Raw genomic sequence first — 20941 nt, 5'->3', positions numbered from 1 at the left:
CCCTAGAACATGCCCGGTAGCTTCCTGCAGTCGCGAGCAGATGCCGTGCCGAGTGCCGCGCAGCACGCAGGAAGCTACCGGGCATGTTCTAGTTACCGTCCGCCTACTACGGCGTCAGAGGACTGTACTCCGGACTTCTTCGCCCGGCCCTTCGCCTTCTCCGGCGGCTTCGGGATCAGCGACGTGAGCTCGCTGCCCGAGTCGTTCAGCCGGACCAGGAACGGGCGGGTCTTGGTGTAGGTGATGATCGTGGTCGAGGCGGTGTCGACGACGATCCGCTGGAAGCTGTCCAGATGCTGGCCGAGCGCGTCGGACACGATCGCCTTGATCACGTCGCCGTGCGACACGCCCACCCAGACCGCGCTCTCCCCGTGCGAGGCCGCGATCGCCGCGTCATGCGCGCGGATCGCGTCCACGGCGCGCTGCTGCATCCCGCGCATCGACTCGCCGTTCGGGAACGTGACACCGGACGGGTGCTGCTGGACGACCGCCCAGAGCGGGTCCTTGGCGAGGGTGGCGATCTTCTGCCCGGTCCAGTCGCCGTACCCGCACTCAGTCAGCCGCCGGTCCGTTGCCGGACGCAACGCCGGGTGATGCTTGGCGATCGCCGCCGCCGTCTGCTTGCAGCGGTCCAGAGGCGAGGTGACGATCGCGGCCAGCGGCAGTGCGGCGAGCCGCTCGCCCACCGCGGCCGCCTGCTGGAGGCCGGTCTCGTCGAGCTTCACCCCTGGCGTCCGCCCGGCCAGTACGCCGGAGGTATTGGCACTGCTGCGTCCGTGCCGGACCAGAATCACCGTGGGCATAGACCGCACGTTATCCGGTCGGGCAAGTCACCGATGCCATGATGTGACCGTGATCGTGGATTGCGGGGTCTATTCGGAGGGTCTGCGGCACGACCTGCCCAAGGACCCCGAGACGGTCGCGCGGACCATCGGCGCCGACCAGGAGGCATTCGGCTGGGTCGGCCTGTACGAGCCGTCCGAGGCCGAGCTGGCCCGGGTCCAGGAACTGTTCGGCCTGCACCCGCTCGCCGTCGAGGACGCGCTCGAACCGCATCAGCGGCCCAAGGTCGAGCGCTACGACGACTCGTTCGTGATGGTCCTGCGCACGCTCTGGTACGTCGACGCCGAGGACGCCGTCGAGACCGGCCAGGTCAGCATCTTCGTCGGCCGCCGGTACGTCGTCACCGTCCGGCACGGCGAGGGCGCCCCGCTGACCACCGCCCGCCAGGATCTCGAGGACCGGGCAGCGGTCCTCGGCCACGGCCCGGCCGCCGTGCTCTGGGCGATCTGCGACTCGATCGTGGACGGGTACGAGACGGTCGCGGAGGCCGTCGAGGTCGACGTCGACGAGGTGGAGACCTCGGTCTTCTCCCCCGAGCGCACCAGCGACGCGGAGCGGATCTACACGCTCAAGCGCGAGGTGCTGGAGATGCGCCGGGCGATCGCTCCGCTGCGGGAGCCGATCGAGGCGTTCGCGCACGGCGCCGTACCGGGGATCAGCCACGAGGCCGCGCCGTTCTTCCGCGACGTGGCCGACCACGTGATCCGCGTCTCCGACCAGACCGAGGCGCTCGACACCCTGCTCAGCTCGGCTCTGAACGCGCATCTCGCCCGCGTCTCGGTCCAGCAGAACGACGACATGCGCCGGATCTCCGCCTGGGTCGCGATCGCCGCCGCGCCGACGATGATCGCCGGCGTCTACGGGATGAACTTCCACAACATGCCCGAGCTGCGCTGGCACTACGGCTACTACGCCGTCGTCGCCCTGATGGTCGTCACCTGCACCAGCATGTACGCCGGCTTCCGCAAGGCCGGCTGGCTCGGTCCCTCGTAGACCGACTGAACCAGAACGCTGCCCGGTGCGTCTGAGCCGGTACGACGAGACGCCCGGGCGCTGGGAGCAGCCCGGGCGTCTCGTCGTACCGGCCGTGGCCGGATGCCGGCCGGCGTCAGGTCGCGGTGATCGTGCTGGTGGCGAGCAGGAGCAGGATGACGACGCCGAGCAGGACCCGGTAGAAGGCGAAGATCGAGGTCGAGTGCTTGGCGACGAAGCGGATCAGCCAGGCGACCGAGGCGTAGCCGACGACGAAGCTGACGATCGTGCCGACCAGCAGCGGTACCGGGCCGATGTCGCCGCCGAGCGCGTCCTTCAGCTCGAAGACCGCCGCGCCGACCAGCGCCGGGATGCCGAGCAGGAACGCCATCCGGGTCGAGGCGACCCGGTCCAGGCCGCGGAACAGACCGGCCGTGATGGTCGCGCCGGAGCGGGAAACGCCGGGGATCAGCGCCAGGCACTGGATCAGGCCCATCACGATCGCGTCGATCAGCGTGATCCGGGTCAGCGGCCGCGTCTTGCTGCCCAGTTTCTCGGCCGCGACCATGAAGAACGACCAGACGATCAGCGAGCCCGCGACCCACCACATGCTGCGCAGCGGGCCGGAGATGATGTCCTTGGCCAGGAAGCCGATGACGCAGATCGGCAGCGAGCCGACGATCACGAACCAGCCCATCCGGTGGTCGAACTCACCGCGGTACTCGGGGTGGCGCAGGCCGCGGAACCAGGCGACGGCGTACCGGCTGATGTCCTTCCACATGAACAGCACCACGGCCGCGATCGCGCCGAACTGGATCACCGCGGTGAACGCGGTGACGGCCGGGTCGTCGATCTTCTGGCCGAGCAGCTTCGCGGCGATGGTCAGGTGGCCCGTGCTGGACACGGGCAGGAATTCGGTCAGGCCCTCGACGATGCCGAGGATGATGGCGTCCCAGATCGACATGGGGTGTCAGTCACCGATCCCGGCGAGGTCGAGGGCTTCGGCGACCGTGCGCAGGGTCGCGATGCGCTGCTCCACGGTCGGCTCGAACGGGGTCAGGGCGACGGTCGTCGTCCCGGCTTCGGCGTACGCCGTGAGCTTGTCGGCGATCCGTTCCTTGCCGCCGAGCAGCGAGATCGAGTCGATGAAGCCGAGCGGTACGGCGGCCATCGCCTCGCGGTGCTTCTTGGCCAGGTACAGGTCCTGGATCTCCTTGGCCTCGTCGGCGTAGCCCATCCGGACCGCGAGGTTGTTGTAGAAGTTCTTCTCCCGGCTGCCCATCCCGCCGATGTAGAGCGCGGTGTAGCCGCGGATCGGGTCCGCGCCGGCCTCGATGTCGTCTCCGACCACGACCGGGACCGACGCGACGACGTCGAACCCGTCCATGGCGAGACCAGCTTGGCGGGTCGCTCGACCCGCCTTGATCAAGTTCAACTGCTCTCCCAGGAACGAGGGGTCGTTGAGGATGCCGAGCCAGCCGTCGGCGATCTCGCCGGCCAGCTCGAGGTTCTTCGGGCCGACCGCGGCCAGATAGACCGGTACGTGGTCACGGACCGGTCGGATGGACAGCTTGAGCGGCTTGCCGGGGCCGTCGGGCAGCGGCAGCGTGAAGTACTTGCCCTCGAACTTGACGGTCTCCCTGCGCATCGCCGAGTTCACGATCTCAACGTACTCACGGGTCCTGAGCAACGGCTGAGCAAACCGGACGCCGTGCCAGCCCTCCGACACCTGCGGGCCCGACACGCCGAGGCCGAGGCGGAACCGGCCGTTCGAGAGCCGGTCCAGGGTGGCTGCCGTCATCGCGGTCATGGCCGGCGTCCGGGCCGGGATCTGGAAGACCGCGGCCCCGATGTCGATGGTGGAGGTCTGGGCGGCGATCCAGCTGAGCAGCGTGGCGGCGTCCGAGCCGTACGCCTCCGCGGCCCAGGTGACCGAGAATCCGAGTGCTTCGGCCTCCTTCACCAGCCTCAGATGATCGAGGTGGTCGTCGCCACCGAAGACGAAGCCGATGTTGAGTCCGAGTCGCATGACAGGCGAGCCTAACGAGCCCTTGTCGGTGGCCCGCAATAGGCTCGCTCCATGCAGCAGCGCTATCTCGGTCACAGTGGCCTCACGGTGAGCAGGCTCGGCCTGGGCACCATGTCCTGGGGACGCGACACCGACGAACACGAGGCGCGCGAGCAGCTGGCCGCCTTCGTGGCAGCCGGTGGCACCCTGGTCGACACCGCGGCGGCGTACGGGGACGGTGACAGCGAGCGGCTGATCGGGTCGCTGCTCGGCGACGTGGTGGACCGTGACGACCTGGTGATCGCGACGAAGGCCGGCTTCAGCGTCCGGCGGGGCGAGCGGATCACCGACACCTCTCGCGGCGCGCTCCTACGCGACCTGGAGGGGTCCCTGCGGCGGCTGAACGTCGACTACATCGACCTGTGGCAGCTCCACACCTGGTCGGACGACGTGCCGCTCGAGGAGACCCTGTCGGCGCTGGATCACGCGGTGAGCTCGGGCAAGGTCCGGTACGTCGGCGTGTCCAACTACGCCGGCTGGAAGTCAGCCCGGGCGGTCACCTGGCAGCAGGCCTGGCCAGGGCGCGCCGTACCGGTCTCGAACCAGGTGGAGTACTCGCTGCTCGCCCGGGACGCCGAGGCGGACGCCATCCGGGCCGCTGGTGGGCTCGGCATCGGCGTACTGGCGTGGTCGCCGCTTGGGCGGGGTGTGTTGACTGGGAAGTACCGGACCGGCATCCCGGCGGACTCGCGGGCCGCGTCTCAGCATCTGTCCAGATTCGTCGACCCCTATCTCGACGGGCGAGGTTCGGGCATCGTGGAAGCGGTCGCCCGTGCCGCTGACGGACTGGGCTGGACCCCGCTCGAGGTGGCGCTCACCTGGGTCAGGGACCGGCCCGGGGTGACCGCGGCGATCGTCGGGGCCCGGACGGCGATGCAGCTGAAGTCGGTACTGGGTGTGGAGGAGCTGACTCTGCCGCCGGCCATCGTGGCGGCGCTGGAGGATGTTTCGTGAGGTAATGCTTGTTCCGGAAGGTTCGGAGGTGCGGATGGCCGAATACGAGTTGCAGCAGTTCGAGGTGTCCCGGACGGAGACGCGTGGAGCTGTGCGGCGGCTGCTGACTGAGCATGCCGAGTACGGCGGCTGGGAGCTCGCCCGGCTCCGGCGCTATCCCGACGGCACCCGCCGGGTCTGGCTCCGCCGCCGCATCATCAAGGTGATGCGGACCCTCTAGAGGTCGTGCCGGACCCAGACGTTGGGTTCGACGTACACGGCGTAGTTGTGCTCGACGTCACAACGCACCGGCACCAATGCCTTCGGGACGACGACCTCGCCCGTGCGGTCGAACGGCAGCCCGGTCCATTCGCGCCACTCGGCCAGCGACCCTGCCATCACCATCGACCGCTCCGCGACCTGCACGATCTCGGCGCCGGCCTTCACGTGCACCCGCAGCCAGGGGTCGACCGGCAGGCCGTCATCACGGACCTGCTGGATGTACTCGCTCATCGGCTGGTGCGGATCCTGCTTGCCGTTCGGGCGGACCGGCGCATAGAGCGTCTTCAGGCCCATCGCCTGGACATTGCGGCGCATGGTCGCGAGCATCTCGTGGGACAGTCCCCGGCCGAGGTGGCTGGCGGTGATCGAGATCTCCAGGGCGCTGGCGACTGTCGGCGTACGGCCGTGGCGGTGGTCCGCGACGCCCCAGATCAGCGCCCGGTCCCAGCCTCCGCTGGGGAGGTCGGTGCGGTCCTCGTTCGGGTACTCGAACGGGATGCTCCGTCCGTGCGCGACCAGGACGTCGCCCTCCATCGCCATCAGGCAGTGCTCGGGGAACAGCTCCGGCACCCGGCCCATCAGCGAGCCACCGATCGGGTCCTGCGCCATGAACGTCGGCCAGCCGCCCTTGAACCCGTCCAGCAACTCGAACAGCTCAGGCCGCTCGGCCAGGGTGGTGATCACGATCGCGTCGGACATGAATCGCAGTCTGGCAGGGAGCGCTCTGCGCCGCAGCCGTATTTCTCCTGAGCACCAGGACTGCGAGGGCAACTGCAGCAGTCAAGCAGCCTGCCCCGACCAACGTGTGTTCCGCGCCCGCGGCCGCGATCACCGATCCACCGACCAGCAGGCCGGCCGAGCTGCCCGCGTTCACCACGACGGTCTGCCCGGAGAGCAACGCGCGCCGCTCGGCTCCGGTCGACGATCTCGTGATCACTCGCGAGATCGCCGTGATCCCGAGCACCAGCGTCGCTCCGGAGAGCGCGGCCACGCCTGCGATCGCGGGCGGTGTGGTCCAGATCCCCATCCCGATCCAGCACAGACCCATCAGCGTCCACGCGAGAGCGGCCAGCGGCGCCGGTGAGAAACGCCGGACCACGGCCAGCGACGCGATCGTGCCCACCACCGACCCCAAGCCATAGCCGGACATCCCGGCCGCGAGATACACGCCCGGCCGGCTGCGCTCAGCACCGATCACGGACAACCCGAGCGGAAACGCGAACCAGGTGAAAGAACCGGTACCGCGCGCGATCCAGCCATACAGAACGTCCGGCCGCCCCGCCAGACTCCCCCGGATCGAGGGCGCCTCCACGACATCCGGAGAGCGCTCCCCGACGATGCCGATCGCGAGCAGCCCGGCAATCAATACGGCACCCGCCTCCACCCACAGCATCGAGTCGGTGAACCCAGCCGCCACCGCCAACGCCCCAGCGGGCGCACCCACCACCATCCCGACCCGCCGGATCCCGTCCTGCCAGGTCAGCAACAACACCGCCCGGTCAGGCCCCCACCGATCTCCGGTATCAGCGAGCAGCGCACTCCGCCCCGGAGCCGACAGCGCGTCCGCACAGCCCAGCAGCAGCCCACTCGCGATCAACACCCACGCCTGCAGCAACCCGAACACGGCCGCCGCCGGAACCATCGCCAACGCCGCCGCCTGAACAACCGCGAGCACCGCCAGCCGCGACCCCGAATCAACCCACTGCCTAGCCCGCCGAGCCCACCACGGCGACAACAGAACCGGCACACCAGCACATCCACCGGCCAGCCCGGTCGCCGCCACCGACCCCGTCTGCTGCAACACCACCAGCGGCAACGCCACCTGCGTGAACCGCAGAGCCAGATCCGCGGAACCACTGCCTGCCAACAGAAACAACGCATCCCGGCGAGCTCTCACACCTTCGATGGTCGTCGCGTCGAGTCGCCCCTGGTAGCCGGCAGCAACAGGCCATCAGTCATAGGCTGGGCCTATGGCCTCATTACCTTCGGTCGAGGACCTGCAACTCGTCCTCGCGATCAGCAGAACCGGCGCGGTCGGTACCGCCGCCCGCGAACTGCGGATCTCCCAACCCTCGGCATCCCAGCGCCTGGCTAGGATCGAACGCAGCTGCGGCACCGAACTCTTCACCCGCGACACCCGAGGTGCCCGCCCCACCGCCGCCGGCCACGAACTGGCCCGCCGGGCCGAGCACATCCTCGACCACCTCGACGGGGTCTACGCCGCCACCCGGGCAGCCGTCGCCGGCGAGCGCCTCTCCATCGGCACCTTCGCCAGTCTCGCGCCGGTCCTCTTCCCGGTACTGGACGCCGAGCTTCCCGACGTCGACATCGCCCAAGAGGTCGACCACGGCCGGTTCCTGGTCGGACTAGTTGCCGAGGGCACCATGGACGCCGCCTTCATCGCGATCGCCGACCAGATGGTCCTCCCCCGCGGCGCCGTCGCCCGCCCGGTCGGCCGCGACGAACTGGTCGTCTTCGTCCCAGCCGGCGTCGCCCCACCCGGCACCGGGAAGTACCCGCTGAGAGAGCGCGATCTCCCCTTCTCCACCTACGATCTCGGCGCCGACGAGATCCGCACCCGCCTGATCGCCCACGGCGCCAAGGCCCGCCGCGGCATCACCCTTGCCACCACGGTCGCCATGGCCCGCCGTCGCTCCCAGCTGGCCCTGGTCCCCCGCAGCGCCCTCTCCCATGAGCTCTTCCCCGGCGAACGCCTGGTCCCCGCTCCCTTCCGCTACCGCCTGACCCTCAGCATGATCACCGGCACGACTCCACCCCCACGCCTACTCGCCCTCCTCCCGACCTTGCGGGACGCTCTCCACCTGACGCCTGTGCGTCGTGCCTCGGCACGCTGATCGAGGTCTTGCGCGTCACAGCCAGCCGCGGCGGGCCGCGGTAAGGCTGGCCTGGAAGCGGGTCGAGGCGCCGAGCTCCTGCATCAGCCGATGGATCCGCCGTTGCGTGGTCCGTTCGCTCCAGCCCTGCGAGCGGGCGATCGCCGTATCGGTGAGCCCGGAGGCGAGCAGCTCCAGCAGGCATCGGGTCTCCTCGTCCGGCTGTGTCCCGTCGTCGACCTGCTCTCCGGCCGCTGACAAGACGGCGGCGCGTTCCCATTCGCCTTCGAAGAGGGACTCGAGTGCCACCAGCATCGGCGACTGGCGGATGAGGTACGCCGCCGACTGACCACCGGCCGCCAGGCTGAAGGGGATGATCGCCAGCTGGTTGTCGCTGATCACCAGCTTCAGTGGCAGCTCGGGCCGTACCCGGGCCTTCTCCCCCGCTCTGATGCTGGGCGCGATATCGGAGGTCATCCGGCCCGGCCACGCCACCGCCTCCTGGCTGTAGATCACCCGGTGGCTCACGCCGTGCCGCTGACGCTCGATCTGCAGCTCGAGGTTCACGCCCGGCCTGTCGACGTACGGCGGCCGGTCGAACGCGCGGATCTCCCGGCGGGCGTCCGCCGTCATCCGGGCCACCGCCGAGCTGATGTCGTCGCGATCGGTGAGCAGCTCGACCGCCAGCTCCGGATGCGTGATCCGGGCCGCCTCCCGGTAGGTCTCCATCAGCTGGTGGACCATCGAGCGGGCCTCGTCCAGCCGATGCTGCTGCTCGTCGATCAGTGCGGCGACCGAGACATCGGGGACGGTGGCGGCGAAGCGCGGCGGCCGGCCGGCACTCCGGGTGGCGAGGCCGTCCCTGACCAGACCGGAGAGCAGCCGTCCGACAGTAGCCGCGGTCAGTCCGCAGGCCTCGGCCAGCTCCGAAGCAGTGCAATGCGGCAGCCCGACCAAAGCGGTATAGACGCGCTCCGTTTCGTCGGTGAGTCCCAGCACATCCAGTTTCATGAAACCTCCGCCGTGCCGGTGGCGACTCTCCGCCACCCGGCGTACTTCAGCCACCGGCATTCCTTGTGCCGTTGGCGTCCGCGTTGACATTCTCCATCTGAAGTCCTCCCCACTGTGTCCTATTCGAAGGGCCCGCCAATGCCCCATGCCCAGTTCCGGTACGGCGCCGCGACTCTCACCGTGATGGCTCTGACAGCCACCATCGTCTCCGGCAGCTCCACCCTTGCCTCCGCCGCACCCAGCACTCCGGCTCAGCCGCCTGTTGCCAGTACGCCGCTGGGTAGCGCGGCCACGCCTCCCGGCCAACGGCAGGGCGTAGTACCAGGTCAGGTACTGGTCACTCTGAACCAGAACACCTCGGTGACCGGGCCAGCGCTCGCCGGACCTGCTCAGAGCCGGCTGGCCGCCCGCGCCCCGCAGACCAGCGACAAGACTCTCAACGCCAAGCTGCGCGCGGCGGGCGCAACCTCCCTGCACCCGCTGTTCCCCACGCTCTCCACCGCTGACGCACCTGATCTGTCCAGGACCTACGTGGTCAGCGTCCGGGAGAAGGACTCCGCAGCAGTCGCCAGCACCCTCCAGGGCACCTCGGGAGTCGCGTACGCCGAACCGGATCGCTACGTGAACACCATGAACGCCGGGCCGCAGTCACTGCCCAGCTACGCGACCGAGACGCCGCCTCCACCCGCTGACTCCAGCTCTACCGAAGTACCGACGAACTATGCCGTGTCGAACTCCGCCCAGGCCTTCCTCAACGCCGGCGGGGTCAACGCGATGGGTGCCTTCAGCACCCTTCAGAAGAACTTCGGCCAGCAGCCGGGCACCGGCGAGATCATCACCAACGTGTCCGTCGGCGACCTCACCGACCAGTCGATGGCCGATGCCGGGGACGCCTATGTGAAGGGCTACGGCCCGACCACGGTCCTGAAGGACGGCCGGCGGTACCTCGATCTGCCCTCGATGCCCCTGATCCCCACCTACGTCGCCGGCGCCGACGGTTCGCTCGACCCGGCCGGCTCGACCAAGAACCAGGACCCTGTCCTCGGCGAGGTACTGCTCGACTTCAGCGTGATGGCACCGCTGCCGCACGATCAGCAGCGCGCTGAAGCCACCGGCACCGGCTACACCGACCTGCTCGGCATCGCGCCTGGCGCCGGCTACCGGCTGGTCGTCCCGCAGGAGCCGACGATCAGGCAGATCGCCGGCGCGCTGCTGGCCGCCGCCCACCAGACGCCGCGGCCCAGCGTGATCACCGCGAGCCTCGGCTTCGGCACCGACTCGATCGGTTTCCCGGGCCGCTACCTGGAGGACGACCCGTACGTCCGGTCCGTGGTCGCCTCGATCGTCAAGAACGACGGCATCGTGGTGTCGATCTCCTCCAACGACGGCACCCGGCTCTACACGCCCGCCGCGGTCGGCCCCGACGGTGGCAGCACCCCCACAGACAAGGCCGCGAACGCCGCCTCCGCGACCACGATCGACGATGTCGCGCTGACCACCACGCCGTCACAGGTTCCCGACTCCGGCGCGATCGCCGCCGGTGGGACCACCTTGGACGACACCCTCGCAGTACCGGCGAACTCCGGCGCCGCGCACACCGGCACCTACGCGGAGACCCGGATCAGTGGCTTCGGCACCTTCTCCTCCGGCTTCGGCAGCCGGCTCGACCTGTCCGCCCCGAGTGACAACATCATCGCCTTCCAGCATTCCGCCGGCGGCACCGCGCAGGCGGTCAGCGCGGTGTTCAACGGCGGTACGTCGGCGTCGGCGCCCGAGATCGCCGCGGCTGCCGCAGTGGTGCTGCAGGCCGGTCGGCTGGCAGGTCATCGCCTCACCCCTGGGCAGGTCCGGGACCTGCTCGCGGAGACCGGCCGTAGGGTCGAGACCCCGCCGCAGATCGACCGGAAGCTGCAAGTCGGGCCGCAGATCGACGTGACCGCCGCTACCGAGAAGGCGCTGGGCAGCAAGCTGAAGAACGCCCACCCCTCGATCATCCGGCTCTCGGTCGCCCATCGGGTCACCGTGGGAGGCCTCGGCGGCAACTTCCTCGAGACCACAGACCAGAACCGGATCGACCTCGGTGACATGGCCTCTGGCGGCAACGGCCAGGGCCTGGTCGGCCCCGTCACGTTCGCTGCGGACGTCACCGGGATGCCTCGCGGCGGCAATACGCAGTACCGGCTCACCGTCGGCTCAGACCATCCGGTCAGCTTCACCTCCGCTACCCCGGCGATCAGGGTGACGCCCCGCCAGCTCCTGTCGGCGGCTGGACTTCCGGTGACCTCCACGACCGACCGCAGCGTCGACCTCACCTTCGAGGTGCTGATCAACGGCACGGTGCAGGCCGCTGTCCGCCGTACCCTGACCATTGGCCCGAGCGACGGCCGGTACGTCGAATCCACCGCGCCGCTCGCGCCCGCGACCGCTCGGGTAGGTAAGCCGGTCACCGTCTCGTACGACCTGACCGGCGTCACCACCGCCACCGCTCCCGAACTGGTGGTCTCCACCGTCGGCCACTGGAACCCGTCCCTCGGCCCGATCTTCTCCGCCGGCTGGCACCAGCCCCTGACCGCATCGACCGGCACCGTCACCATCCCGGCCGACGCCTTCAAAGGCGGCGGCGGCCTCTACGGCATCGGCATCGTCCTGTCGGGCTTCGGCGGCAACCCCAGCTTCGTCAAGTACGGCGAATTCGCCCCCATCCGGATCGACGGCGGCTCCGAGTTCAGCCGGCCCGAGGCACCGACCTTCGCCGCGGGTGTCCACAGCGCGGTCGTGACGCGCTCCGCGCCCACCTTCGAGCTGAGCTACGACGTGCACGGCGTTCCCGGCGCGAAGTCGGCGATCGTCGAGTTCTCGGCCCCGGCGCCGACGCTGTTCAACTCGATGAACACGTTCACCAACGCCAACGGCACGACGCTCGACAACGACGGAGTGAACACCCCGTCCGCCGCGACCAAGACGCTCTCGACGACGTCCGGCACCGTCCGGCTCGACGCGCTGTCCCTCGGCCTGGCCACCTCCACCGGCTACAGCGTCCGCGTACTCGCCGTAGACAGCAAGCAGCGCATCACCGGCCAGGCGTCAGCCGTCTCGAACCTGGTCGTCGACGACGGCCTCGCGCCTGAGGGCAGTACGCTCCTGAGCTTCATCGCTGCCGGTGACAACTCGATCGCCGCGCTGCGCACCGTCGCCGGTGGCGCCGAGGTGAGGCGGTACTCGACGGCGACCGGCACGTACGGCGCCGTACTGACCTCGGACCCCGGCGCTGGTTCCGACTACCACGTGATCGGCGTGGCCCCGGACTCGCACCGGGTGCTGCTCGCGCACGCGACCCAGGCGGGTGGCGACGTCCGGCTCGAGACCTGGGACAGTGCGAACGGCACGCTGGTCGGTGATTCGGTACTCCGGGCTTCGGAGTACCGGGTTGTCGCCGGCAGGGTCGATGCCAGGCGCAACCGGGCCGCAGTACTGGTTCGCGCGATCACCGGCAACGTCGACTCGGTCCTGCCTGTCGACCTCGCCAACGGCAGCGCCGGAGGCCCGATCATTGCTGATGGCAACGGTACGGTCGCGGCCGGCACGTACAGCCTGCTGGAGCTGGATCAGTCCACCGGCAGCGTGTTCCTCGGCAAGATCGGCAGCGCGATCCTCTGCCTCGGCGGGGTCGCGCCGGCCAAGATCGACCTCGACACCGCGACAGTGACCACCGTCGGATCGGTGTCGGCCTGTGGTCATGGGATCGCCTCGGACGGGGCGGGCACGCTGTACAACCTGGCGGCCGGCTCGGTCAGCACGAAGATCGCGCCGACGACGACGCTCACGCCGTACGACGAGGCGACCCAGACCGCGGGCGACGGGTTCGCCTTGCGCAAGGGCACGCCGAGCACGCTCGCCGTGGACGGCATCCATCACGTCGCGCTGGTGTCGTTCGCGGCCCCTGAGGGCGCGATCTACTTCGGTGCCCAACAGGGCGTCGTCTCCGACAACAACGCGACCAGCCAGGTGGCGGTCGTCGACCTCGCCAGCGGGAAGGTGATCCGTACGCTCAACACCGGAATTGTCACCAACCGCGGTGGGTTGCTGCTGCACGGCGTACAGGACACCTCGCTCCAGCTGGACCCAGCCAGCCGCTCGGCCTGGACGTACAGCCCGGACGGCACGCAGCTACAGCAGTTCTCCTACTAGCGGTTCTCCTACTAGCGGACCGGGGAGCGGCAGCGCGCCGCTCCCCGGCCTCAGAACTGCACGCCTCGGGTCAGCGCACCGTCGACGACCAGGTTGGTGCCGGTGATGAAGCTGGCGACGGGGCTGGCCAGGAAGACCGCGGCCCGGGCGATCTCGTCGGGGTGGGCCATCCGGCCGGTCGGGTTCAGGGCGAGGGCTTCCTGGAAGAACCCGGGATTGTTCTGCTCGATGCTCTCCCACACGCCGCCCGGGAAGTAAGTGTTGCCGGGCGAGATCGAGTTGGCCCGGATCCCCTTGCCTGCCAGCTGATACGCGAGTCCCTGGGTGTAGTGCACGATGGCCGCCTTGAACGTCCCGTACGCGCCGGCGGCGAAGTCGATCTCGCGGCCGGACACGCTCGACACGGTGACGATCGACGGCGCCCGGCTCTCCTCGAGGAACGGCATCGCGGCGTTGACCAGCCGGACCGTTCCCATCATGTCGACCTGGAAGCTCTGCTGCCAGAACTCCTCGCCCTCGCCGATCGCGAGGGCGCTCACGTTGGAGACCACGATGTCGATGCCACCCAGTTCGGCAGCGCTGTCACGTACCCACTGGGAGAGCGCTTCCGCGTCGCCCACATCCACTGCCCGGCCGCTCACGGTCGCGCCGGCGGCCCTCAATTTCGCTGTCGATGCCGTGACGTCGGCCTCGGTCCGGGCACAGAACGCGACGGCGGCCCCTTCCGCCACCAGGCCTTCGACGATCGCGTGCCCGATCCCCTTGGTCCCACCGGTCACCAACGCCTTGAGCCCCGCCAGCTGCAGATCCATCGTTGTCAGGCCTCCGAGAAGAATCGGTCGAGCACCCGGGAGCCGAACTCCAGGGACGCGGTCGGCACCCGCTCGTCGATGCCGTGGAACATGCCCATGAAGTCCAGATCCGGCGGCAGCTGCAGCGGTACGAACCCGAAGCACCGGACACCGAGCCGGGACCAGGACTTGGCGTCCGTACCGCCCGACATCAGCAACGGCGCCGTCCGGCTCTGCGGGTCCTCCGCCTTGAGTACCGACTTCATGATCTCGACCAGCCGGCCGTCGTAGCCGGTCTCCAGCGCGATGTCCTCGATCACCGTCTCGCGCTGCACCTTGTCGCCGAGCAACTCGTCGATGGTGGCGAAGAACTCGTCCTCGTACCCCGGCAGGAACCGCCCGTCGACATGCGCCTCGGCATCGCCGGGGATCACGTTGACCTTGTACCCGGCGCTGAGCATCGTCGGGTTGGCGGTGTTGCGGATGGTCGCCCCGAACATCCGGCTGAAGCTCCCGAGCTTGGCCAGCGTCTCGGTCATGTCCTCGGGATCGAGCTCGGTCCCGAGCACGTCCTCGAGCGTCTTCAGGAACTCCTTGACCGTCGGGGTCAACCGCAACGGCCACTCGTGGTTGCCGATCCGGGTGACCGCCTCGACCAGGTTCGTCACCGCGTTGTCGTTGTTCACCATCGACCCGTGGCCCGCCGTACCGCGCGCCTTGAGCCGCATCCAGTTCATCCCCTTCTCGGCGGTCTCGATCAGGTACAACCGCAGGTCGTCCTTCATCGTCACCGAGAACCCGCCGACCTCACCGATCCCCTCGGTGCAGTCCGAGACCGTCTCCGGATGGTTCTTGATCAGCCACTGGGCGCCGTACAGCCCGCCGGCCTCCTCGTCCGCCGTGAACACCAGCCGCACCGGCCGCCGCGGCTTCACGCCCGCCCGCTGCCGCGCCCGTACGACGGAGATCACCATCGCGTCGAAGTCCTTCATGTCGACCGCGCCGCGCCCCCACACACACCCGTCGAAGATCTCCCCCGCGAACGGATCAACCTTCCAGTCCTTCGGGTCCGCCGGCACCACATCCAGATGCCCATGCACCAGCAACGGCTCGGCTGTGGGGTCCTCGCCCTCCCAGGTCGCCACCAGCGACGCCCGCCCAGGCTCCGACTCGTAGATCGTGGAGCCGATCCCCACCTCATCCAGCTTCGCCGCGACATACTCCGCCGCGTCCCGCTCCCCGTTGCTCTTCCCGTTCCCGTAGTTCGTGGTGTCGAACCGGATCAGCTCACTACACAGCTCCACCACCTCAGCATCAGGAGCGTAATCCGGCCGGTCCGTGGGGCTCGTAGAAGTCATCCCCCCATCCTGCCAACCCCCGATGTGAATTTCACCCGTGGGGTTTGCTAAGGTTCTCCAGTCGACGTCGCACAACGACAGAGACCACTCGTCCGGGTGGCGGAATGGCAGACGCGCTAGCTTGAGGTGCTAGTGTCCTTTACGGGACGTGGGGGTTCAAGTCCCCCCTCGGACACGCAACTTATCCACACGGTCGGCCAGCGGGTCGACCTCCACGTCGAGAATCTGACCGACGTGGTGATAGACCAGCGAAAGCCTCAGCGCCCGATACAGCTGGCTCCTCTCCTCCGGTTCCGCTCGCTCCAGAGCCCGAGCCATATCTCCCAGCTGATCGACGTACCCCTCCAGTTCCTCGCGGCTCATCACCGCCTCAGGAGGAACCTGTGTGATCGCCGTCTCAGCAGCCCGCTTCTCCGCCACAGCAGCGTTGTACTGCTCCCGCAGCGCCGCCGGATCCCACCCCGCATCCAACGCCCGCTGCAACCGCCCCATCACCACATCTGCCGCCGCTACCCGATCCCGCAACTGCGCCACGTACTCGTCGCGACGCGCCGAACTGTCGTCGCCCTCCAGAAGTAAGTCAATCGTTACCTGCCGATTCAACGGCCCAAACAACTCCCCGATCCACCGATTGATCGCCTGCGTGACCAGGTCCTCCCGAAGATAAATCTGCTGCGGGTGCGCCAGCGCCGTCACCGATTCCGGCAGCAAGGTCCGGGCGTTGCACCGGTAGTACTTCACCTCCTTGTGCCGCGCAGCCCCCTCCATCTTGCGGTCACAGATCCCACACCTGACCCGCCCACGCAGCTCGTAGGTCCGCTTCTTCGAAACCCGCTGGCGGCCCCTGGAGGACCACCCGTTGACCCCGCCGACCCGCCTCTTACGCTTCTCGAGCTGAGCAGCAGTGAATGTCTCCACTGACACGATCGCCGGATGCGCTGGCTCCCGCGACCGCACGATCTTCGCCTGCGGCGACCGCTTGAACCGAGCGATGTAGCCCGCAGCAACATCCTCCGGATCGAGCAACTCCTCGACCTTCTGCCACCGCCCATAGATCGCGTACCCCGTGTACCGCGGATTCTCCAGAATCGCAACGACAGCCGAGTGCTGCCACCCGTCCATCTTCCGGTGCCGATTCTGCTGCGGCGCATGCGCCGACGGACACGGCACCCCATCCCGATTCAACTGCTCCGCGATCGCCTTGCTCCCCCACCCGGCGAGATACATCTCAAAGATCCGCTGAACCACCGCCGCCGCGGCGTCATCCACCACCAACACCCGCAACCGCTGCCCCTCTTGCGCCTTCCGCGGATGCGGATGCGGTCCACCATCAGCAACCAGATACCCGTACGGCGGCCGCCCACCCTGATACCGCCCATCAATCAACACCTGAGCAGCCATCGCCGCCCGAACCCGCCGCTGCACATGCTGCCGCTCAGACTTCGACAACCCACCAGTAATCGTCATCGCCATGTCATGCACCGTGTTCTCCGGATCAAACCGCCCACCCAGACTCGGTATCCACAGGGACACCCCATACCGATCAAACTTCGGCCACGTCAGACTGAACTGATTACTGAACCAACACCGAGTCGCCTCCCCCACCACCAACCCATCCCACCCACGCCCGGGATCCTTGAGCGCCTGCAACACCCGATTGGCCTCGCCCCTACGCTCCCAAGGCAACGACCGAGACTGGCCGATGTCGAAGAACTCCTCAACAATCTCGCCACCCAGCGGCTCAACAAACCGAGCCGCCTCCCCCACCTGCCAGGCCTTCGACGTGGCCGGATCCTGATTGTCCTCAGTCGAACACCGCCCATAAAACGCCAATCGCCCAACCCCACCCGCGTTGCCGGCGTCAGCCGCCAACGCCTCCATCCCCAACAGCTCATCCAAGGTCCCCCACGCTTCAGCCCCATCGCCACTCAAGATCTCTCCTCCTTAGTCCCGCCGGAACCCTCCGCCGGAGGTTCCATCTTCGCCAGCCGCACGACAATCCGGACGAGCAAACGAGCAGCCTGTGGATAGACCACCGGGACCTCGTCCGGAAACACGACATGAACAACACCGTCACCGTCCGGCGTCTCGCTGTCCTCCGCGGATTCCTTGTCAGCCCTCACGCAGTCTCAACGCCTCCGACAGGAGCGTAATTTGCTCCTGTGCCCCACAGCGGACACGCGAACCGAGGATCAATTGCCACCAGCACCCATCACTTTTCGGCGCCACCCATCAAGTCGCGAAGGTGGTACGAACTCGTCTCGGAGGATGGACCATCGCAAGACGGCTCAAGCAGAGGCCCTGAGTCCGCGACGGTGCAGGATTACACCTAGCCACCCGTCGTCCGGCGTTTCCTTCGAAGATGTCGAGGATCTTGCGGGTACAAGCGAGGGCGGATCGGCCACCACGGCTGATCTGCCCTCTGACCTGCGGATTTGTCCTCATTGCTTCTTAGCGCTGATCGTCGTTTGCCGACGTCTCACGGAGCAGTGACGGAGCAGCCAGAGAGTACGCACCTCATATCTCGACCGCATCGCCTGGCCCGACTCTTGCCTTTCTCAGCCAGACGATCAGCCCTCATCGTGGGAGGGCGTCGCGGCGAGCGGCTCCCATAACTCAATAGCCGACGAGGTTGCGACCCAAGGGCGCCCGCTGCGCACGGGCCTTCCTCTTCGCAACGACTCTTCACCTGACCCTGATGGGTGGCAGTCCAGGGTTCGAGCCGCCGCGGTGGGCTCGAGGTTGTGTCCGCACCGGTCGGCTCGGCATTTGCGCAAGTTGACGAAGCTGGTTGCCCGATCATCGGCGGCGCTGGACCTACCAGCCACCCACGATCGAGCGCCACACAACAGGGTCGGCTAGGGCCACGCCGAATATCGCAGTCGCTCAAGACCTAAAGCAGACATCTTAAGCAATTCAGCGGAAACGATGAAACACCAGCCCGACTTGGATACGTGGTATGCCGCTGTGCGTCTTGACCCACGAACTGTCGGACCCACCTGACAGAATCGGCACTCGGACCCACGACAGGACACCGCATGAAGCTTCACTCGGTTTACGCGCGCTTCTACCGATCGCTGAACTACGACTTCATCCGCGCCTCGGGTGAGCACTACGAACCCGACCCATGGGATGAGACGCCTGAGGGCAACTACCCGTTCGTGCGGATCAAACTCCGTCCAGGTATCACGACCGTCGTCGGCGCGAACGAGTCCGGGAAGTCCCAGGTCCTGAGCGCGATCCAGGCGGCCCTCACCGGGATAGGTTTCGAGCGCAGCGACTTCTGCCGCTACTCCCGGTTCTTCGGCGTCCACAACGACCTCGTGCTGCCCGAGTTCGGCGTCGTGTTCGCTGACATCTCCGATGAGGCCGTAAAGCTCATCGAGACCATCTCGGGCCACAGCGATCTTCACGACGTCGAGCGCGTCGCGTTCTTCAGGATGAACCAAACGCCGAAGTTCCGCGTCTACGTTCGCCAGAACGATAAGTGGACCGGGCCAGAGCACGTTGCAAAGCCCTCCGCGCTCGCCGATTTCGGTGTCCCGGTGCCGTTCCGAATCAACGCCGACGTTCCGCTGCCGGACAGCGTCCCCATCGACTACCTCGTCTCGGGTAACAAGACCGCACCGCTCGGTCGCGACCACCTGCGTGAACTCTGGGACGGCTTCCACCAGAACAACTCCTGGTTCCAGTCCGACCAGACCGTTACGACGCACGCCGGCGCAATCTCCAAGATGTTCCGGCCGATTCGACAGGCCACCGAGGACGAGGTCGAGATGTACGAACTCGCCGCCGACCTCATTTTCAAGGTTGCCGGGATCAACAAGGAACTCGTCAGGGAGCTACAGGCACACGTCAAGAAAAAGAACGGCTACGCGAATAGCATTGTCGACACCATCAACAGCGAGCTCGCGAAGGCTCTCGACTTCCCGCACTGGTGGTCTCAGGACTCGCAGTTCGAGCTGTTCGTGGCCTTGTTCGAGTTCGACCTCGTCTTCATGATCCGCGACCGAACCGGACGCACCTATGGATTCGACGAGCGCAGCGCAGGCCTGAAGTACTTCCTCTCGTACTTCGTCCAGTACCTCGCCCACGAAGTTCGGCCGGACGGTCGCCCCGAAATCCTCCTGATGGACGAACCGGACCAGTTTCTGTCCGCCTCGGGCCAGCAGGACCTCCTCCGGATCTTCGACGACTTCGCGGATCCCAAGGATGCGGGTCGCGACCCGATTCAGGTCGTGTACGTTACGCACTCGCCGTTCCTCATCGACAAGAACGAAGCCGACCGCATCCGCGTCCTCGAGAAGGGCGAGCACGACGAGGGCACCCGCGTCGTCACCAGTGCCGCAGCGAACCACTACGAGCCCCTGCGGTCTGCCTTCGGTAGCTTCGTTTCCGAGACCACGTTCATCGGCAACTGCAATCTCATGGTCGAAGGACCGTCCGACCAAGTCCTGATCGCCGGTGCATCGCGGTGGCTGAAGAAGGTCGGCGTCGCCGACCGCGACCGACTCGACCTGAATCACATCACGATTGTTCCCGCCGGCGGCACTCGCCACATTCCGTACCTCGTCTACCTCGCTCGCGGTCGCGACGTCGACAAGCCGCCCGTCGTCGTGCTTCTGGACAACGACAACGCCGGCAACGAAGCGAAGGACGACCTCGCGGCCGGCGGTGCGTACGGCGACAAACTCATCGACTCAGATCTGGTTCTTCAACTCGCACGGGGTCCGCTTGACGGCCTGACAACTGACAACCCGCTCGGCATCGTCGGTATAGAGGACATCGTCCCGTTCCACGTTGCCCTCCTGGCAGCCACGAGCTACTGCAAGGAGTTCGTCCCGAGCGTCAATCCTCTCGCGTTCGGACTGGCCGCAGCGACCGTCTACCCGGACGCAAACGGTCCCGACGGGAAGGCGCCGAAGAACTACGGCACCCTGAAGTTCCTGGAGAAAGCCATCGCGGACAAGTCCGGCATCCCGACCTTCCATCTGGACAAGGTCGCGTTCGCACGTGCCACCGTCGACGCCCTTACCGGCACTGCGGTCGACCTCAAGGTAACCGAGGAAGACCGCGATACAGCTGCCGAGAACTTCAAGCTGCTGCTCAAAAGCATCGCCTTGTGCCAGCGGACGGCCGAGCGGGCCGAGTCCGTCCAGAAGATCTCCGGTCGCATCAACCGCGCGAAGAAAGACTTCACCCGCACGCATGACAGTCAAGCCCGGCGAGAAGACGTGGCGGCACTCATCGAGGAGATCGGCAGCCAGCTCGACCGGAGCCCCGAGGCCGAGGATGTTCGCGCTGAGATGCGCACCTGGCACGCAAAGTTCGAACTCGACACAGACCCACGCAAGCATGTGACCGACTTCGACGGACTCCTCAAGGCGCTCAACGGCCTCGCCTACAAGGCCGTCCGGAAGGCTGCTGCCCGGTAACGGGCGCCCGCTTCAAACCATGAGGACGAACAGATCGCACAGTGCTCCTGGGAGACGACCTGTGGCCTCCATGCTGCGGGGCCGGCTCCGCGATTACGGCGGCCCGATCTGTGTGTGGCTGCAGCGCGCCTGCTGCCCGGGACCGTTGTCAAAGCAGCCGTGCGGAAGCGAACTCGGCGCCCAACGAGGAGCGCTGACCGACGGGCCCTCACCACTATCACTCCAC

General features: G+C 67.5%; 16 protein-coding genes and 1 tRNA gene. 7 read left to right on the top strand and 10 right to left on the bottom strand.

The window, feature by feature from the left end:
- Positions 1-92: 92 nt before the first annotated feature.
- Positions 93-803 carry a histidine phosphatase family protein gene (locus ABD768_RS00815; RefSeq protein ID WP_344836235.1) on the bottom strand — a complete coding sequence of 237 codons (711 nt, stop codon included), beginning with the start codon at positions 801-803 and terminating at the stop codon, positions 93-95.
- A gap of 49 nt (positions 804-852) precedes the next feature.
- On the opposite strand from ABD768_RS00815, the gene corA reads away from it, so the two are divergent.
- On the top strand, positions 853-1836 hold the full coding sequence (corA, locus tag ABD768_RS00810; RefSeq protein ID WP_344836233.1) for a magnesium/cobalt transporter CorA: 984 nt from the start codon (positions 853-855) through the stop codon (positions 1834-1836).
- Positions 1837-1951: 115 nt separating this feature from the next.
- Here the strand turns inward: corA and ABD768_RS00805 are convergent, their stop codons facing one another.
- Together ABD768_RS00805 and ABD768_RS00800 are read right to left on the bottom strand one after the other, a co-directional pair.
- Entirely contained in the window at positions 1952-2779 is an 828-nt protein-coding gene (locus ABD768_RS00805; protein WP_344836231.1) for an undecaprenyl-diphosphate phosphatase, read from the bottom strand.
- Positions 2780-2785: 6 nt separating this feature from the next.
- The gene (locus ABD768_RS00800) at positions 2786-3844 is read right to left on the bottom strand and encodes an LLM class F420-dependent oxidoreductase (protein WP_344836229.1); all 1059 of its coding nucleotides are present in this window, start codon (positions 3842-3844) and stop codon (positions 2786-2788) included.
- 51 nt (positions 3845-3895) lie between these two features.
- On the opposite strand from ABD768_RS00800, the gene ABD768_RS00795 reads away from it, so the two are divergent.
- Together ABD768_RS00795 and ABD768_RS00790 are read left to right on the top strand one after the other, a co-directional pair.
- Positions 3896-4837 (top strand): aldo/keto reductase, encoded by a 942-nt coding sequence (locus tag ABD768_RS00795; RefSeq protein ID WP_270138833.1) that lies wholly within the window; start codon positions 3896-3898, stop codon positions 4835-4837.
- A gap of 34 nt (positions 4838-4871) precedes the next feature.
- On the top strand, positions 4872-5057 hold the full coding sequence (locus tag ABD768_RS00790; protein ID WP_185445878.1) for a DUF5703 family protein: 186 nt from the start codon (positions 4872-4874) through the stop codon (positions 5055-5057).
- Here the strand turns inward: ABD768_RS00790 and ABD768_RS00785 are convergent.
- Entirely contained in the window at positions 5054-5797 is a 744-nt protein-coding gene (locus tag ABD768_RS00785) for an N-acetyltransferase (protein WP_343972642.1), read from the bottom strand. The two genes, ABD768_RS00790 and ABD768_RS00785, sit on opposite strands and share 4 nt — an antisense overlap.
- Entirely contained in the window at positions 5754-6995 is a 1242-nt protein-coding gene (locus ABD768_RS00780) for an MFS transporter (protein ID WP_344836225.1), read from the bottom strand. The genes ABD768_RS00785 and ABD768_RS00780 overlap by 44 nt, the downstream gene beginning before the upstream one ends.
- 73 nt (positions 6996-7068) lie before the next feature.
- Between ABD768_RS00780 and ABD768_RS00775 the strand changes: the two genes are divergently transcribed.
- The gene (locus tag ABD768_RS00775; protein ID WP_344836223.1) at positions 7069-7953 is read left to right on the top strand and encodes a LysR family transcriptional regulator; all 885 of its coding nucleotides are present in this window, start codon (positions 7069-7071) and stop codon (positions 7951-7953) included.
- 15 nt (positions 7954-7968) lie between these two features.
- Here the strand turns inward: ABD768_RS00775 and ABD768_RS00770 are convergent, their stop codons facing one another.
- Positions 7969-8943, bottom strand: coding sequence for a helix-turn-helix domain-containing protein (locus ABD768_RS00770; protein WP_344836221.1), 975 nt, complete (start codon positions 8941-8943; stop codon positions 7969-7971).
- 138 nt (positions 8944-9081) lie between these two features.
- On the opposite strand from ABD768_RS00770, the gene ABD768_RS00765 reads away from it, so the two are divergent.
- Positions 9082-13131, top strand: a complete 4050-nt coding sequence (locus tag ABD768_RS00765) for a S8 family serine peptidase (protein WP_344836219.1) — start codon at positions 9082-9084, stop codon at positions 13129-13131.
- Between the two features lie 50 nt (positions 13132-13181).
- On the opposite strand, the gene ABD768_RS00760 is transcribed toward ABD768_RS00765, so the two are convergent.
- On the bottom strand, positions 13182-13943 hold the full coding sequence (locus tag ABD768_RS00760) for an SDR family NAD(P)-dependent oxidoreductase (RefSeq protein WP_344836217.1): 762 nt from the start codon (positions 13941-13943) through the stop codon (positions 13182-13184).
- A gap of 5 nt (positions 13944-13948) precedes the next feature.
- Complete coding sequence (locus tag ABD768_RS00755) at positions 13949-15280, bottom strand: M20/M25/M40 family metallo-hydrolase (protein WP_344836214.1); 1332 nt, start codon at positions 15278-15280, stop codon at positions 13949-13951.
- Positions 15281-15370: 90 nt separating this feature from the next.
- On the opposite strand from ABD768_RS00755, the gene ABD768_RS00750 reads away from it, so the two are divergent.
- Positions 15371-15455 (top strand) — tRNA-Leu (locus ABD768_RS00750).
- On the opposite strand, the gene ABD768_RS00745 is transcribed toward ABD768_RS00750, so the two are convergent.
- Both ABD768_RS00745 and ABD768_RS00740 read right to left on the bottom strand, forming a co-directional pair.
- Entirely contained in the window at positions 15437-17161 is a 1725-nt protein-coding gene (locus ABD768_RS00745; RefSeq protein WP_344838639.1) for a recombinase family protein, read from the bottom strand. The genes ABD768_RS00750 and ABD768_RS00745 overlap by 19 nt on opposite strands.
- A 47-nt stretch (positions 17162-17208) precedes the next feature.
- Positions 17209-17403, bottom strand: coding sequence for a hypothetical protein (locus tag ABD768_RS00740; RefSeq protein WP_343972665.1), 195 nt, complete (start codon positions 17401-17403; stop codon positions 17209-17211).
- Positions 17404-18318: 915 nt separating this feature from the next.
- On the opposite strand from ABD768_RS00740, the gene ABD768_RS00735 reads away from it, so the two are divergent.
- On the top strand, positions 18319-20715 hold the full coding sequence (locus ABD768_RS00735) for an AAA family ATPase (protein ID WP_343972668.1): 2397 nt from the start codon (positions 18319-18321) through the stop codon (positions 20713-20715).
- The last annotated feature ends 226 nt before the right edge of the window (positions 20716-20941 follow it).

The organism is Kribbella ginsengisoli, from assembly GCF_039537185.1.
In the GTDB taxonomy this organism is placed as follows: domain Bacteria; phylum Actinomycetota; class Actinomycetes; order Propionibacteriales; family Kribbellaceae; genus Kribbella; species Kribbella koreensis.
The sequence above is the reverse complement of the archived record's forward strand: the minus strand, read 5'-3'. Positions and strand labels throughout refer to the sequence as shown.

Coding starts and splice junctions, on each gene's coding strand:
- ABD768_RS00815 (WP_344836235.1), bottom strand. CDS start 803: ATGCCCACGGTGATTCTGGTCCGGCACGGACGCAGCAGTGCCAATACC.
- ABD768_RS00745 (WP_344838639.1), bottom strand. CDS start 17,161: ATGGAGGCGTTGGCGGCTGACGCCGGCAACGCGGGTGGGGTTGGGCGA.
- ABD768_RS00805 (WP_344836231.1), bottom strand. CDS start 2,779: ATGTCGATCTGGGACGCCATCATCCTCGGCATCGTCGAGGGCCTGACC.
- ABD768_RS00785 (WP_343972642.1), bottom strand. CDS start 5,797: ATGTCCGACGCGATCGTGATCACCACCCTGGCCGAGCGGCCTGAGCTG.
- ABD768_RS00775 (WP_344836223.1), top strand. CDS start 7,069: ATGGCCTCATTACCTTCGGTCGAGGACCTGCAACTCGTCCTCGCGATC.
- ABD768_RS00795 (WP_270138833.1), top strand. CDS start 3,896: ATGCAGCAGCGCTATCTCGGTCACAGTGGCCTCACGGTGAGCAGGCTC.
- ABD768_RS00760 (WP_344836217.1), bottom strand. CDS start 13,943: ATGGATCTGCAGCTGGCGGGGCTCAAGGCGTTGGTGACCGGTGGGACC.
- ABD768_RS00770 (WP_344836221.1), bottom strand. CDS start 8,943: ATGAAACTGGATGTGCTGGGACTCACCGACGAAACGGAGCGCGTCTAT.
- ABD768_RS00755 (WP_344836214.1), bottom strand. CDS start 15,280: ATGACTTCTACGAGCCCCACGGACCGGCCGGATTACGCTCCTGATGCT.
- ABD768_RS00790 (WP_185445878.1), top strand. CDS start 4,872: ATGGCCGAATACGAGTTGCAGCAGTTCGAGGTGTCCCGGACGGAGACG.
- ABD768_RS00765 (WP_344836219.1), top strand. CDS start 9,082: ATGCCCCATGCCCAGTTCCGGTACGGCGCCGCGACTCTCACCGTGATG.
- ABD768_RS00800 (WP_344836229.1), bottom strand. CDS start 3,844: ATGCGACTCGGACTCAACATCGGCTTCGTCTTCGGTGGCGACGACCAC.
- ABD768_RS00735 (WP_343972668.1), top strand. CDS start 18,319: ATGAAGCTTCACTCGGTTTACGCGCGCTTCTACCGATCGCTGAACTAC.